13 protein-coding genes and 1 other annotated feature are annotated in these 15,023 nt (G+C 37.8%); all 13 genes read left to right on the plus strand.

Annotated elements, in window-relative coordinates; genetic code table 11:
• Window positions 1-43: 43 nt before the first annotated feature.
• The 13 genes from tuf to fusA all read left to right on the plus strand — a co-directional run bounded on the left by tuf (window position 44) and on the right by fusA (window position 15,010).
• Window positions 44-1,228, plus strand: coding sequence for an elongation factor Tu (gene tuf / locus ACYQ3D_RS12295; RefSeq protein WP_459838705.1), 1,185 nt, complete (start codon window positions 44-46; stop codon window positions 1,226-1,228).
• Window positions 1,229-1,400: 172 nt separating this feature from the next.
• Entirely contained in the window at window positions 1,401-1,550 is a 150-nt protein-coding gene (gene rpmG / locus ACYQ3D_RS12300; RefSeq protein WP_459838707.1) for a 50S ribosomal protein L33, read from the plus strand.
• 57 nt (window positions 1,551-1,607) lie between these two features.
• On the plus strand, window positions 1,608-1,814 hold the full coding sequence (secE, locus tag ACYQ3D_RS12305; protein WP_459838709.1) for a preprotein translocase subunit SecE: 207 nt from the start codon (window positions 1,608-1,610) through the stop codon (window positions 1,812-1,814).
• A gap of 35 nt (window positions 1,815-1,849) precedes the next feature.
• Window positions 1,850-2,380: a transcription termination/antitermination protein NusG gene (gene nusG / locus ACYQ3D_RS12310; protein ID WP_459838711.1), complete on the plus strand. Its 531-nt coding sequence runs from the start codon at window positions 1,850-1,852 to the stop codon at window positions 2,378-2,380.
• 30 nt (window positions 2,381-2,410) lie between these two features.
• Entirely contained in the window at window positions 2,411-2,836 is a 426-nt protein-coding gene (gene rplK, locus ACYQ3D_RS12315; protein ID WP_459838713.1) for a 50S ribosomal protein L11, read from the plus strand.
• A 49-nt stretch (window positions 2,837-2,885) separates the two neighbouring features.
• The gene (gene rplA, locus ACYQ3D_RS12320; RefSeq protein ID WP_459838715.1) at window positions 2,886-3,569 is read left to right on the plus strand and encodes a 50S ribosomal protein L1; all 684 of its coding nucleotides are present in this window, start codon (window positions 2,886-2,888) and stop codon (window positions 3,567-3,569) included.
• A gap of 69 nt (window positions 3,570-3,638) precedes the next feature.
• Window positions 3,639-3,850, plus strand: a sequence feature (ribosomal protein L10 leader region).
• 22 nt (window positions 3,851-3,872) lie between these two features.
• On the plus strand, window positions 3,873-4,394 hold the full coding sequence (gene rplJ / locus ACYQ3D_RS12325; protein ID WP_459838717.1) for a 50S ribosomal protein L10: 522 nt from the start codon (window positions 3,873-3,875) through the stop codon (window positions 4,392-4,394).
• Window positions 4,395-4,422: 28 nt separating this feature from the next.
• Window positions 4,423-4,794 carry a 50S ribosomal protein L7/L12 gene (gene rplL / locus ACYQ3D_RS12330; protein WP_459838719.1) on the plus strand — a complete coding sequence of 124 codons (372 nt, stop codon included), beginning with the start codon at window positions 4,423-4,425 and terminating at the stop codon, window positions 4,792-4,794.
• Window positions 4,795-5,097: 303 nt separating this feature from the next.
• Window positions 5,098-8,355: a DNA-directed RNA polymerase subunit beta gene (rpoB, locus tag ACYQ3D_RS12335; RefSeq protein ID WP_459838721.1), complete on the plus strand. Its 3,258-nt coding sequence runs from the start codon at window positions 5,098-5,100 to the stop codon at window positions 8,353-8,355.
• Window positions 8,356-8,438: 83 nt separating this feature from the next.
• Window positions 8,439-11,879: a DNA-directed RNA polymerase subunit beta' gene (rpoC, locus tag ACYQ3D_RS12340; protein ID WP_459838723.1), complete on the plus strand. Its 3,441-nt coding sequence runs from the start codon at window positions 8,439-8,441 to the stop codon at window positions 11,877-11,879.
• 148 nt (window positions 11,880-12,027) lie between these two features.
• The gene (gene rpsL, locus ACYQ3D_RS12345; protein ID WP_459838725.1) at window positions 12,028-12,402 is read left to right on the plus strand and encodes a 30S ribosomal protein S12; all 375 of its coding nucleotides are present in this window, start codon (window positions 12,028-12,030) and stop codon (window positions 12,400-12,402) included.
• Window positions 12,403-12,431: 29 nt separating this feature from the next.
• A complete protein-coding gene (gene rpsG / locus ACYQ3D_RS12350) occupies window positions 12,432-12,902 on the plus strand; it encodes a 30S ribosomal protein S7 (protein ID WP_459838727.1) in 471 nt (156 codons plus the stop codon).
• A gap of 26 nt (window positions 12,903-12,928) precedes the next feature.
• Window positions 12,929-15,010, plus strand: a complete 2,082-nt coding sequence (gene fusA, locus ACYQ3D_RS12355; RefSeq protein WP_459838729.1) for an elongation factor G — start codon at window positions 12,929-12,931, stop codon at window positions 15,008-15,010.
• Window positions 15,011-15,023 lie beyond the last annotated feature (13 nt).

Below are 15,023 nucleotides of genomic sequence, written 5' to 3' on the forward strand. Positions count from 1 at the left end.
GTTACTAATAAACTTTTGAAGAGGTATAGGAGGGAAGATAGAAATGGGAAAAGAAAAGTTTGAGCGAAACAAACCACATATTAACATTGGTACAATTGGACACGTAGACCACGGAAAGACAACAACAACAGCTGCAATTACGAAAGTATTGTCAGCAGGAGACGAAGGATCAGTGGAATTTGGTGAGATTGATAACGCACCAGAAGAGCAGGAACGAGGAATTACAATTGCTACGTCTCACGTAGAGTATGAGACAGCTAATAGACACTATGCTCACGTAGACTGCCCAGGTCACGCAGACTATGTAAAGAATATGATTACAGGTGCAGCTCAGATGGATGGTGCAATTTTAATTGTATCAGCAGCAGATGGGCCAATGCCGCAAACAAGAGAGCACTTACTATTAGCTCGTCAGGTAGGAGTGCCAGAAATTGTAGTCTTCTTAAACAAAGCAGATATGGTAGAAGACGAAGAGTTAATTGAATTAGTAGAGATGGAAGTAAGAGAGTTACTTAATGAGTATGAATTTGATGGAGATGATGCTACAATCGTTACTGGATCAGCCCTAAAAGCAATTGAAGAGCCAACAGGAGAATGGGCAGAAGATATTAAAGATTTAATGGATGCAGTAGACGAGAATATTCCTACTCCAGAGAGAGATACAGAGAAAGAATTCCTACTACCAATTGAAGATATCTTTACAATTACTGGTCGAGGAACAGTAGCGACAGGTCGTGTGGAGCGAGGAACAATAGAAGTAGGAGATGAAGCGGAGATTGTAGGAATTAAAGAAACAGAAGAGACAGTAATTACAGGACTTGAGATGTTTAGAAAGCAAATGGAGAGTTCTCAAGCAGGAGATAATGTAGGAGCACTACTAAGAGGTATTGATAAAGAAGATATTGAACGAGGTCAAGTACTAGCTGAACCAGGTTCAATTACGCCACATACTAAGTTCAAGGCAGAAGTTTATGTTCTTAGCAAAGATGAAGGTGGCCGACACACACCATTCTTTGATGGCTATAAGCCTCAGTTTTATTTCCGAACAACAGACGTAACAGGAACAATTAACCTACCAGAAGATGTAGATATGGTAATGCCAGGAGATAACATTGAGATGGATGCAGAATTAATTTCACCGATTGCAATGGAAGAAGGATTAAGATTTGCAATTCGGGAAGGTGGCAAGACTGTAGGCGCTGGTGTGGTTACTGAAATCGTTGAGTAAAAATTAGAAATTTACTCCAGGAAAGCGGGTATGTAAGATACCTGCTTTTCTATTCTGTACTACTTAATTTGCCTTCAACTAGAATTAATCATTGATTTTTTGGTTATAATATGATAAAGTATATCCGGTGTAAGGGTTACTAGTTGGTGTGCACTCTGAGGAGGTGGCAGTTATGAGGGAAATAATTACTTTAGCTTGTACAGAGTGTAAAAGACGTAATTATAGTACTACTAAAAATTCAAGTAATCAACGACAGAGATTAGAGTTAAAGAAATATTGTAAGTTCTGTAAAGAGCACACACTTCATAAAGAGACTAGATAAGGTAAGTGGTTAATTAGGATTTTAATTCCAACAAATATTAGTGGGGATGTGTGGTAAATGGCCAATGATAAAAGTTCTTTAGAACAGGTAAAAAAGTTCTTTCGAGAAGTTAAAATAGAGTTAACAAAGGTAAACTGGCCGAAGCAATCCGAGGTAGTATCTTATACAGGAGTAGTAGTTTTTGTGGTTATAGTCCTTGGTTTCTTTATTGGTGGAGTTGATTTGTTATTCTCACAACTTATTCGGCCACTTATACTTAATTAGAGGAGGTGTGGCTCCTAGCTTAGGAGTCCGGTTTTATGAGTGAGCGCAATTGGTATGCTATTTATACCTATTCAGGTAACGAGACACGATTAAAAACTAACTTAAAACAGCGAGTTAAAAGCCTTGGGATGCAGGATGAAATCTTTGAAATTTTAGTCCCTACTGAAGATAAAGTGGAAGTTAAAGATGGCGAAGAAAATGTAAAAAAGGATGAAATCTTTCCTGGCTATGTATTAATTAATATGATTATGGAAGATGAGGCATGGTATCTTGTTAATAATACACCAGGAGTTATTGGTTTTGCTAGTGCTGGTAAAGATCCTGTTCCTGTTTCTGAGGAAGAAATCAGAAGAATCAAGCAGGATATGGGCGAAGAAGATATAGCCAAAGCCAATACTGATTTAGAGATAGGGCAAAAAGTCCAAGTTTTAAATGGTGTCTTAGAAGACCATGTGGGGGAGATTAAAGAAATAGATTATAAGACAGAAGAAGTAAAGGTGCTAGTTTCTATGTTTGGTCGCGATACTCCAGTAGAACTAGACTTTACTGAAGTAGAACAAGTATAAAGTTAAATTAGGAAAAAGGAGGTGTCAATTATGGCTAAGAAAGTAGTTGGAGAGATTAGTTTACAAATTCCTGCCGGTGAAGCTAGTCCAGCTCCGCCAGTTGGTCCAGCGCTAGGTCAACATGGAATTAATATTATGGAGTTTTGTAAAGCTTTTAATGCTAAGACTGCTGATCAAGCTGGAAATGTTATTCCAGTAGAGATTACAGTTTATGCTGATAGATCCTTTGATTTTATTACTAAAACTCCACCTGCAGCTGATTTATTGAAGAAAGCTGCTGGTTTGGAAACAGCTTCTGGAGAACCAAATGTTAACAAAGTAGGAACTGTAAGTCCAGATGATGTAAAAGAAATTGCTGAATTAAAGATGGAAGATTTAAATGCTGCTACTATAGAATCTGCTATGAGTATGATTAAAGGTACTGCTCGTAGTATGGGACTTGTTGTAGAGGACTAAATAACGAGTGGGAGGATAAATCCGTTATTACCACCAGGGAGGTATTAGAATGTCAAAAAGATATAATAATGCAGTGGATAAGGTTGATAAAGATAAAGTTTATGATATTCGAGAAGCGCTTGAGTTAGCTAAAGAGACTGCTACTGCTAATTTTGCAGAAACAATTGAGTTATCTACTAGATTAGGAATTGAGGACCAGCAGGTAAGAGATACTTATGTGCTACCGAATGGAACTGGACAAGAAGTTAAGGTTATTGTTTTTGCCCAGGGAGAAAAGCAAAAAGAAGCTGAAGCTGCTGGAGCAGATGTTGTAGGTGGCGAAGAATTAGCTGAGAGAATCCAAAATGGTTGGATGGATTTTGATGCTGTATTAGCCACTCCAGATATGATGAGTGTAGTCGGTAAGTTAGGTCCTATCTTAGGTCCGCAAGGATTAATGCCGAATCCTAAAGTTGGGACAGTAACTTTTGATTTAGAAGAAGCTATCAGTGAACTTAAAGCTGGTAAGATAGAATATAGAGCTGATAAAGCGGGTAATGTACATGCCCCGATCGGCAAAGATACTTTTACTGTAGATGAATTATACGAAAACTTTGTGGGACTAATGGAAGCATTAGTTAAGTCCAGACCCGAAGGAGTTAAAGGTAGATTCTTGCTTAATATTGCTGTGTCTTCCACAATGGGACCAGGAATTAAAGTTGATTCACAGACTGTTTTAGATATAGTTACTTAATTTTTCTGTAACTTGTAATTGACGAGTTGAATTTGGTATGCTATAATAAGTCTGTTGTCTTAAATAAGATAATAAAGAACTTCGTAGCCGTAGACAGTAGGTGCTTAGCAAAGCTTAAATTATGCCTGCCGAGGCCGGTAATAAATATAAACTCGAGTTTTAGTTTGAGCTTAAGTTCAAGATTGAACTTAAACTCAATCTTGAACGCACAGCTTATATATTACCCCTTGGTGTTTGTCTAGAGTCTCTGGCTACGGCGGAGACTCTTTTTTAGTTTGTTTGACAAGGAGGTGACGTAATAAAGTGGTAGCTCGCCGAGAGAAAGAGTTAGTTGTAGAAGAATTAACTGACCAATTTTCAACAGCCAAATCAGCTGTGTTGACTGATTATCGTGGTTTGAATGTAGAAGAAGTAACAGAATTACGTGATCAGTTAAGAGATTCTGGAGTAGAATATAAAGTTGTGAAGAATACTCTTGCTTATTTAGCAGCTAAAAATGCAGGGGTAGAAGAGATCGAAGAATATCTAGCAGGGCCAACTGCTATTGCTTTTTCTAATGAAGATCCTGTTGCTCCGGCTCAGGTACTAGCTGATTTTGCCGAGGAGCATGAAGATTTAGAGATTAAATCAGGAATTGTGGAAGGTTCAGTAGTGGATGCTGATGATATTGAATCCTTAGCTGATATTCCACCACGAGAAGTATTATTAGGCCAGATTGCTCGAAGCATGAAAGCGCCAATTTCTGGTTTAGCACATGCTTTAAATTATCCATTACAGAGTTTAGCTCAGGCACTTAATTCTATTAAAGACCAAAAAGAAGACTAACATATAATTTTAAGGAGGAGATTTTAAGATGACTAAAGAAGAAATTTTAGATGCTATTGAGGAAATGACTGTTTTAGAACTTGCTGAATTGGTTGAAGAATTAGAGGAAAAATTTGATGTAAGCGCTGCTCCTGTAGCTGCTGCTCCTGCTGCTGGTGCTGCTGGCGGTGGAGCTGAAGAGGAAGAGCAGACTGATTTTGATGTTGTTTTAACTTCTGCTGGAGATAGTAAGATTAAGGTAATTAAAGCTGTAAGAGAAGTTACTGATTTAGGTCTTAAGGATGCTAAAGCCCTTGTAGACGATCTTCCAAATCCTGTTCAAGAAGGATTAGAAGAAGAAGAAGCAGAAGATATCAAAGAACAGTTAGAAGAATCTGGAGCTGAAGTTGAACTTAAATAACTTAGTTGGGCAATAGAATAATGATTTATAAGAGAGAATAAAAGCACTCTGTTAATTATAACAGGGTGCTTTTTTGCCTTATTTGCTCCCTTAATCTTGACAAAATTTTAAGAGTGTGTTACTATTGTTTATTGTTGTAGCTATATTTTGTTATAGCTATATTGCAAAAGTTATTTAATTGTTTTCAATTAGATACATATTTTGTATAAAATGAGTAAATATAAATGGTAGGTGTTAGTTTTATAGGGGGGCTAGTTCTGATTAGTTGGTGCTTGATAAAATCTGCGGGGGTGACAATTGTTTATGACTAAGCCAGCAAACTCGTTGAAGAGAGAAAGACGCAGTTTTGCTAAGACAGATGACGGAATGGAAATGCCTTATTTAATTAGGACGCAGAAAAGTTCATATCAGTGGTTTTTAGACGTAGGATTAATGGAGTTATTTGATGAAATCTCCCCAATTCAGGATTTTTCCGATAATTTAGTGTTAGAATTTATTGATTATTCTATGGATGAACCTAAGTACGATGAACTTCAGAGTAAGAATCGAGATGTTAGTTACGATGCACCGTTAAATGCTAGAGTGAGATTGATTAATCGGGATACAGGTGAGATTAAAGAACAAGATGTCTTTATGGCTAATTTTCCGTTGATGACTGACCGGGGAACCTTTATCATCAATGGAGCTGAGCGAGTTATTGTTAATCAGTTAATTCGATCAGCAGGTGTCTATTACGATAGAGAGATGACTAAAGACGGAAGAACTTTATATAATGGAAGTATTATTCCTAATCGCGGGGCTTGGATTGAGTTTGAGTATGATAAAAAACGAATTATTTCGGTTCGAGTTGATCGAAACCGTAAGTTCCCTAGTACTGTTTTATTTAGAGCATTAGGATATGGAACTGATGCTGAATTGATCGAGCTGTTAGGTGATCATGAAGTTATCCACAAAACAATTGAAAAGGATAATACTGAAAGTGAAGAAGAAGCTCTAATTGAGTTATATAAAAATCAACGGCCAGGTGAACCACCGACAGTAGAAAGTGCGCAAAATTTAATTGAATCTTTATTCTTTGATCGGAAACGATATGATTTAGCTAAAGTTGGTCGTTATAAGATCAATGAAAAATTAGGTTTGGATTATGATTTAGAACAAAGAACTTTAGTAGAAGAGGACATCATAGAGAGTGCTAAGTATATGGTAGGATTGATTGATGATGAAGATTATGCAGAAGTGGATGATATTGACCATCTATCCAATAGACGGTTAAAGACAATAGGAGAGTTACTCCAGAATCAATTTAGAATTGGTTTATCAAGAATGGAGCGAGTAGTTAAGGAACGAATGACTATTCAGGATCTGGATGTAATCACTCCCCAGAATCTAATTAATACTCGTCCAGTAGCAGCTTCGATTAAAGAATTCTTTGGTAGTGGGCAACTATCCCAATTTATGGACCAGACTAATCCGTTGGCTGAATTAACTCATAAGCGAAGGATGAGTGCCTTAGGACCAGGGGGCTTAAGTCGGGAGCGAGCTGGTTTTGATGTTCGTGATGTCCACCATACTCACTATGGTAGAATCTGTCCGATTGAGACGCCGGAAGGTCCTAATATCGGTCTGATTGGTTCGCTTTGTATTTATGGTAAGACTAATGAATTTGGTTTTATTGAAACTCCGTACCGTAAAGTAGAGGATGAAACTGTTACTGGAGAGATTGAATATTTAGATGCTAAGCAAGAAGATCAATATGTTATTACTCAGGCTAATGAGGAATTAGATGAAGACGGAAAATTAGTAGATGAGGAAGTATTTGCGCGACATAACGGAGAGGATATTAAGACTGCTCCTGATAAAGTGGATTATATGGATGTATCTTCTAAACAGATCATTGGTGTCTCAGCAGCTTTAATTCCTTTTATCGAGAATGATGACTCCAACCGAGCTCTAATGGGAGCTAATATGCAGCGTCAGGGTGTACCATTATTAAAGACTGATGCTCCCCGAGTAGGAACTGGAATTGAATATAAGGTTGCTAAGGACTCTGGAGCAGTAGAAGTTGCTAAAAATAGTGGTGAAGTTGTTAAAGTTGCTGGTGATGAGATTTTAATCCGGACTGAAGAGGATACAATAGATAAGTACACTTTGACTAAGTTTGCTCGTTCTAACCAAGGTAGTTGTATGAACCAGCGCCCAATTGTTAAGAAAGGTGATTATGTAGAAGAAGGTATAATTATAGCTGATGGCCCTGCTACTGATAAAGGTGAATTAGCTCTAGGTCGGAATTGTACAGTAGCCTTTATGGCTTGGGAAGGTTATAATTATGAGGATGCTATCTTAATTAGTGAAAGATTAGTTAAAAATGATTCTTTAACTTCAGTCCATATTGAGGAGTACGAAGCAGAAGCTAGAGATACTAAGCTAGGTCCTGAAGAGATAACAAGGGAGATCCCAAATGTTAGTAAAGACTCCTTGAAGGACTTAGACGAACGAGGTATTATTAGAGAAGGAGCTGAAGTGGAAAGTGGTGATATTCTAGTAGGTAAGGTAACTCCAAAAGGAGAAAAAGAGTTATCAGCTGAAGAAAGATTACTGCGGGCTATCTTTGGGGAAAAAGCTCGAGAAGTAAGAGATACTTCTCTTAAAGTACCTCACGGAGAAGAAGGAATTGTAACTGATGTTAAGGTCTTTGATCGAGAAGAAGGCGATGATTTACAGACTGGAGTTAATAAATTAGTTAGAGTCTATGTAGCTAAAAAGTTAAAGATTACTGTAGGAGATAAGTTAGCAGGTCGCCATGGTAATAAGGGTGTTATTTCTAGAATCTTGCCCGAAGAAGATATGCCTTATTTACCAAATGGAGAGCCAGTAGAGATTGTCTTAAATCCACTAGGTGTACCATCAAGAATGAATATTGGTCAGGTGCTAGAGACCCACTTAGGTATAGCAGCGCAGGAATTAGGAATTCACACCTCAACTCCTGTCTTTAATGGAGCTACTGAGGAAGAAGTTGAAGACATATTAGAAGAAGCAGGCTTGCCGAGGGACGGAAAGACTGTTTTATATGATGGTCGAACAGGAGAAAAATTTGAGAAACGAGTAACTGTTGGAGTTATGTATATGCTTAAGTTACACCATTTAGCTCATGATAAAATGCATGGTCGTTCTACAGGTCCTTACTCTTTAGTTACGCAACAACCACTAGGAGGTAAAGCTCAATTTGGTGGTCAGCGATTTGGTGAAATGGAAGTTTGGGCTCTAGAAGCTTATGGTGCTGCTAATACTCTGCAGGAGATGTTAACTGTTAAGTCGGATGATGTAGTTGGTCGTGTTCAGGCCTATGAATCAATTGTAAAGGGCGAGAATGTTCCTGAACCAGGAATTCCTGAATCCTTTAAAGTGCTGATTAAGGAGATGCAAAGTATTGGTCTTGATGCTAATATCTACTCTGAAGATGAAAATAAATTATCTTTAGATGATGAAGAAGTTAATGAAACTTCTAAGAAGCTAGGAATTGGTGGTTTGTCTGATGATGAGGAGTCTGAAGATAAAGAGTAATTAAGGAATTGCAGTATTAATTCGATTTAAGATGTATAATATAAGAATTGGAAGTGAAGATTAAAAAAGGGAGGAGTGTGGCCTTGTTTAATCCAAATAATTTTGATTTTATGGAGATTGGTTTGGCTTCCCCAGAACAGATTCGTTCTTGGTCCAGTGGTGAGGTTAAAAAGCCAGAAACAATTAATTATCGAACACTGAAACCGGAAAAAGAAGGATTATTTTGTGAAAAGATTTTTGGTCCTACTAAGGATTGGGAATGCCACTGTGGAAAATATAAGCGAGTCAGATACAAAGGGGTTGTCTGTGACCGTTGTGGAGTAGAAGTTACTAAGTCTAAGGTGCGAAGAGAAAGAATGGGGCATATTGAATTAGCTGCTCCTGTGTCTCATATTTGGTTCTTTAAAGGAATTCCTAGTCGGTTAGGAGTAGTAATGGATATGTCGCCTCGTTCCTTAGAGAAAGCCCTTTATTTTGTCTCTTATATTGTAATTGATCCTGGCGATACTCCCTTAAGTGAAAAACAATTATTAAGTGAGAGTGAGTATCGAGAAGCCCAAACTAAGTATGGAGATAGATTTAAAGCAGGTATGGGGGCTGAAGCTATTAAAGAAATTTTGGCCAATATGGATCTAGCTGAGGAGATCAAAGAATTAGAGGAAGAAGTACAGGGCCTTTCTGGTCAACGACGTAAACGAGTCGTTAGAAGACTTAAAGTTTTAGAAGGGCTTAAGAGTTCAGATAATAAACCAGAGTGGATGGTTTTAGAAGCTATGCCTGTTATTCCACCAGAGTTGCGTCCAATGGTGCAATTAGATGGTGGCCGTTTTGCTACCTCTGATTTAAATGATCTGTATCGGCGAGTAATCAATCGGAATAATCGGCTTAAGAGATTATTGGAGTTAGGTGCTCCTGAAATCATTATTAGAAATGAAAAAAGAATGTTACAGGAAGCAGTAGATGCTTTAATTGATAACGGTCGTCGTGGTCGCCCAGTAACTGGATCTAGTAATCGACCACTAAAGTCATTAAGTGATATGCTGAAAGGAAAACAAGGTCGCTTCCGCCAGAACTTATTAGGAAAGCGTGTTGACTACTCTGGTCGGTCAGTAATTGTTGTTGGCCCTGATTTAAGGATGGATCAGTGTGGATTACCAAGAAAGATGGCGTTAGAATTATTTAAACCATTTGTAATGAAGGGCTTAGTTGATCAAGAGTTGGCCCATAATATTAAAAGTGCTAAAAGTATGGTAGAAAATGAAGCTAGTGAAGTGTGGGATATTTTAGAAGAGGTAATTAAAGAACATCCAGTCCTCTTAAATCGTGCGCCAACATTACACAGATTAGGTATCCAAGCTTTTGAACCAATCTTGGTAGAAGGAAAAGCTATTAAAATCCATCCTCTTGTTTGTCCTGCTTATAATGCAGACTTTGATGGTGATCAGATGGCAGTTCACGTACCTTTATCTTCAGCTGCCCAAACTGAAGCAAGAATGTTAATGTCTGCAACGTATAATCTATTATCTCCAGCTGATGGAGAAGCGATAGCTGTTCCAACGCAAGATATGGTATTAGGAGTCTATTACTTAACTATCCAAAAGGATGGAGAAAAAGGCGAAGGCAAACTTTATGGTTCACCAGATGAAGTGATCAAAGCTTATGAAAATGATATAGTCACTTTACAGACTAAGATTAAATATAAAACAGATAGCGAAGGATGGGTTGATACTAGCGTAGGTCGAGTTATCTTTAATGACATTTTACCACCTGAATTACCATTCTATAATAAGGTTTTTGATAAAGGAGGACTAGGAGATTTAGTAGGTGAATGTCACGAAAAATTAGGTCCGAATAGAACTGCTGATATCCTTGATGATATTAAGGATATAACTTTCCATTATGCTACAAAATCAGGACTTACAATCAGTGTTAGTGATGTTAATATTCCAGATTCCAAATATGAAATTTTAGCTGAATCTGAAGAAGAAGTGGAAAAGGTTGAAACTCAGTATCGGCGCGGTTTAATAACTGAAAGAGAACGTTATCAACGCACAATAGACATTTGGGGCGATGCTAAAGATGATGTTACCGAGGCCTTGATTGATAACTTAGGTGAATTCAATCCGATTTATATGATGGCTACCTCTGGTGCCCGAGGTAATACATCACAGATTTCTCAGTTAGGTGGGATGCGTGGTTTAATGGCAGATCCTTCTGGTCGAATTATTGATATGCCGATTAAAGCTTGTTTCCGGGAAGGATTGTCTGTACTAGAGTACTTTATCTCTACTCACGGTGCCCGAAAGGGATTAGCAGATACAGCACTAAGAACTGCCGACTCTGGTTATCTAACTCGGCGGTTAGTTGATGTATCTCAGGATGTTGTAATTACTGAGGAAGATTGTGGTACTGATGCAGGAACCAAATTAGAACCGATTAAAGAAGATGGAGAAGTAATTGAGCCACTAGAGGAAAGAGTGCTTGGTAGAGTAGCCTTTGAAGATATTGTTGACCCTGAAACAGGAGAAACTATTGTAGAAGCTGATGAAATGATAAATGAAGCTAAAGCAGAGCAGATAGGAAATTCCAGTCTAGAAGCAGCTACAATTAGAGCAGTCTTGAATTGTGCTACTGAAGATGGAATCTGTCAGAAGTGTTATGGTCGAGATCTTGCTGATAGCAAACCAATTAAGATGGGGGAAGCTGTTGGTATTATGGCAGCTCAATCTATTGGTGAGCCAGGAACGCAGTTAACAATGAAGACTTTCCACACTGGTGGAGTTGCTGGTGATGATATCACACAAGGTTTACCAAGAGTAGAAGAGTTATTTGAAGCCCGGAATCCTAAAGGACAGGCAGTTTTGACTGAATTAAGTGGCGAGATAAATATTGTAGAGAATAATCAATCTCATAAAGCAGTTATTAAGACAGAAGATGGAAGACAAAAGACATATAAGTTACCATATGGTTCAGAGTTAATAGTATCAGATGGAGATTATGTTGAAACAGGGGATAGATTAACTAAAGGACCATTAGATCCAGAAGATATTCTTAATATTGATGGTAAACAAGCTACTCAGCAATATTTATTAGCTGAAGTACAAAGAGTTTATAGATCTCAGGGTGTAGCTATTGATGATAAGCATATTGAGGTTGTTATTAGACAGATGACTAATAAAGTGAAAATTAAAGAGTCAGGTTCTACAGATTTACTGCCTGGTGATTTAGTTGATATCTTTGAATTTGAAGCAGCTAATCAAAAAGCAGTTGAGCAAGGAGAAGAGCAAGCAATTGCAGAACCTACGTTACTAGGAATTACTAAATCATCTCTAAATACAGAAAGTTTCTTATCTGCTGCTTCCTTCCAGGAGACTACTAGAATCTTAACTGAATCTTCTTTAGAAGGAAAACGAGATGATTTAGAAGGATTAAAAGAGAATGTGATTGTTGGTCAATCTATTCCAGCAGGTACAGGAATGGAAGAATATAAAGATGTTGAGCCAGAAATTGTAGAAGAAAGTTAAAAAAGGTTGACAGATGAAAAATAAGATGTTAGAATACGTAAGTGTGTTGTGAGTGATTATATACTATGGTTAGTCAATAAATTAATCTAGATAGGGGGTTACCTCTATCTAGAGCTTTATAGATAAAAACTCGAGAGGAGGTGTAGGAATGCCAACAATTAATCAGTTGGTACGAAAAGGAAGAGATAAGGTTAAAAAGAGAGAGGGAGCTGGAGCTTTAGATGGAGCACCACAAAAAAGAGGAGTTTGTACTAGAGTATATACTGCTACTCCTAAAAAGCCTAATTCTGCTCTAAGAAAGGTAGCTCGTGTACGGTTGACTAATGGAAAGGAAATTACAGCTTATATTCCAGGTATTGGTCATAATCTCCAGGAACACTCTGTTGTACTAGTCAGAGGTGGTCGTGTTAAAGACTTACCTGGTGTGAGATACACAATAGTTCGTGGAGCTTTAGATTGTGCTGGAGTTGAAGATAGGAAGCAAGGTCGATCTAAGTATGGTGTCAAAAAGCCTAACGAATAAGATAACTAGTTGAAAGGAGGGGGAGGTTAGTGTCACGTAAAGGTCAAGCTCAAAAACGTGAAATTAGTGCTGATCCAATATATAAAAGTAAGTTAGCCAGTCGAATTATTAATAAGATCATGTATGATGGTAAAAAAGGTCTAGCAGAAAATATTTTTTATGAAGCTATGGATAAAGTAGCTGATAAGACTAGAGAGAATCAAATGGAAGTTTTAAAAGAAGCTTTAAATAATGTAATGCCTGTATTGGAGATTAAGACTCGTCGTGTAGGAGGAGCTAACTACCAAGTTCCTGTAGAAGCTGATAATCAGCGACGTTTAACTTTAGGATTGCGTTGGCTTGTTAATGCTGCTCGAAATCGTGGAGAAAGAGATATGAGCGATAGAGTAGCTAATGAAATTGTTGCTGCCTATAACGAAGAAGGCGGAGCTGTAAGGAAAAAAGAAGAAGTACATCGTATGGCTGAAGCTAATAAAGCATTTGCTCATTATAGATGGTAGATCAAATACAAAGGAGGGTGTTGTAAGTGCCCAGACAATTTTCGCTAAAAAAGACACGAAATATTGGACTGATGGCCCACATTGATGCTGGTAAGACAACTACTACAGAACGGATGTTGTTTTATACAGGTCGTGTACACAAGATTGGTGAGACTCATGATGGAGATTCACAGATGGACTGGATGGATCAGGAGAAAGAACGAGGAATTACAATTACCTCTGCTGCTACTACTTGTCAGTGGGATGATCATCGGATTAACATTATAGACACGCCTGGACACGTGGACTTCACTGTTGAGGTAGAAAGATCACTGCGAGTATTAGATGGAGCTATTGGTGTCTTCTGTTCTGTAGGAGGAGTTGAGCCTCAATCAGAGACAGTATGGCGACAAGCAGATAAGTATAATGTACCTAAAATTGCTTTTGTAAATAAGATGGATAGAACTGGGGCTGATTTTTATAATGTATTGCAGATGATGGAAGACAGAATTGATGCTAATCCAGTTGCTATTCAACTTCCAATTGGAAAAGAGGAAGACTACAGAGGTTCTATTGATTTAGTTACTATGGAAGCAATTCTGTATGATGATGCAGATGATGAATTAGGTATTGATTATACTAGAGAGGAAATCCCTGCTGAGTTACAAGATAAAGCAGAGGAATACAGAGAACAATTATTAGAAAAAGTTGCTGATGTAGATGAAGAACTAATGATGAAGTATTTAGAGGAAGAGGAAATTACAGCAGACGAAATTAAAGCTGCCCTACGAAAAGGAACTATAGCTAATGAATTTACTCCAGTATTATGTGGTACTGCTTTAAAGAATAAAGGAGTGCAACCTTTATTAGATGCAGTGATTGATTATCTGCCAGCTCCAGTTGATATTCCTCCAGTAGAAGGTATTGATCCTAAGACTGAAGAGGAAATCACTCGGGAAGCTTCTGATGATGATCCATTCTCAGCTTTAGCATTTAAGATTATGACTGATCCTTATGTTGGTAAATTAGCTTTCTTTAGAGTCTACTCAGGAATTTTAGAATCTGGTTCTTATATTTATAATTCTACTCAGGATGAAAAAGAAAGAGTAGGCCGGATTCTGCAGATGCATGCTAATAAGCGAGAAGAGCGAGAAGAAGTTTATGCTGGTGACTTAGCTGCTGCAGTAGGACTTAAGAATACTGGTACTGGAGATACATTATGTACCAAAGAAGATCCAGTTGTCCTAGAGTCTATGGAATTCCCAGAGACTGTAATTGATGTAGCTATGGAGCCTAAAACACAAAAGGATAGTGATAAGCTAGGTGAAGCTCTACAAAAGCTAGCTGAAGAGGATCCAACTTTTAATGTTAGAACTGACGAAGAAACAGGGCAAACAATTGTCTCTGGTATGGGGGAGTTACACTTAGAGGTAATTATCGATCGTTTAACTAGAGAATTTGGTGTTGAAGCTAATATTGGCGAACCACAAGTAGCCTATCGAGAAACAATTACTGAAAAAGCTGAGATAGAAGGTAAATTCATTCGTCAGTCTGGTGGTCGTGGTCAGTATGGTCACGTGGTTATGGAGATTGAACCATTAGAAGCAGACGAAGGATTTGAATTTGAAGATAATATCGTTGGTGGAGTAATCCCTAATGATTATATTGGATCCGTTGAAGAAGGAGTTAAAGAAGCACTGGAAAATGGTGTTGTAGCTGGATACCCAATGATTGATGTTAAAGTTTCTCTGAATGATGGTTCTCATCACGAAGTAGACTCCTCAGAAATGGCCTTTAAGATTGCTGGTTCTATGGCAATTAGAGAACAGTCATATAAAGCTAATCCAGTACTTTTAGAACCAGTTATGGAAGTAGAGGTTACTACTCCTGAAGAGTATATGGGAGATGTAATTGGTGATATTAATAGTCGTCGGGGTCAAGTAGAAGGTATGGAACAACGAGGAAATGCTCGCATAATTAATGCTTATGTTCCATTATCGGAGATGTTTGGTTATTCTACTGACTTACGCTCTACTACTCAGGGTCGTGCTCAGTATGTGATGCAGATGGATCATTATGAAGAAGTTCCATCTAATATTGCTAAAGAAGTTAAAGAAGAAACAAAATAATTTAAGTTATATC

The organism is Halanaerobaculum tunisiense (assembly GCF_054657635.1).

Excerpts from the sequence above, each read along its gene's own strand:
- tuf (WP_459838705.1), top strand. The coding sequence starts at position 44 with ATGGGAAAAGAAAAGTTTGAGCGAAACAAACCACATATTAACATTGGT.
- rpmG (WP_459838707.1), top strand. The coding sequence starts at position 1,401 with ATGAGGGAAATAATTACTTTAGCTTGTACAGAGTGTAAAAGACGTAAT.
- secE (WP_459838709.1), top strand. The coding sequence starts at position 1,608 with ATGGCCAATGATAAAAGTTCTTTAGAACAGGTAAAAAAGTTCTTTCGA.
- nusG (WP_459838711.1), top strand. The coding sequence starts at position 1,850 with ATGAGTGAGCGCAATTGGTATGCTATTTATACCTATTCAGGTAACGAG.
- rplK (WP_459838713.1), top strand. The coding sequence starts at position 2,411 with ATGGCTAAGAAAGTAGTTGGAGAGATTAGTTTACAAATTCCTGCCGGT.
- rplA (WP_459838715.1), top strand. The coding sequence starts at position 2,886 with ATGTCAAAAAGATATAATAATGCAGTGGATAAGGTTGATAAAGATAAA.
- rplL (WP_459838719.1), top strand. The coding sequence starts at position 4,423 with ATGACTAAAGAAGAAATTTTAGATGCTATTGAGGAAATGACTGTTTTA.
- rpoB (WP_459838721.1), top strand. The coding sequence starts at position 5,098 with ATGACTAAGCCAGCAAACTCGTTGAAGAGAGAAAGACGCAGTTTTGCT.
- rpsL (WP_459838725.1), top strand. The coding sequence starts at position 12,028 with ATGCCAACAATTAATCAGTTGGTACGAAAAGGAAGAGATAAGGTTAAA.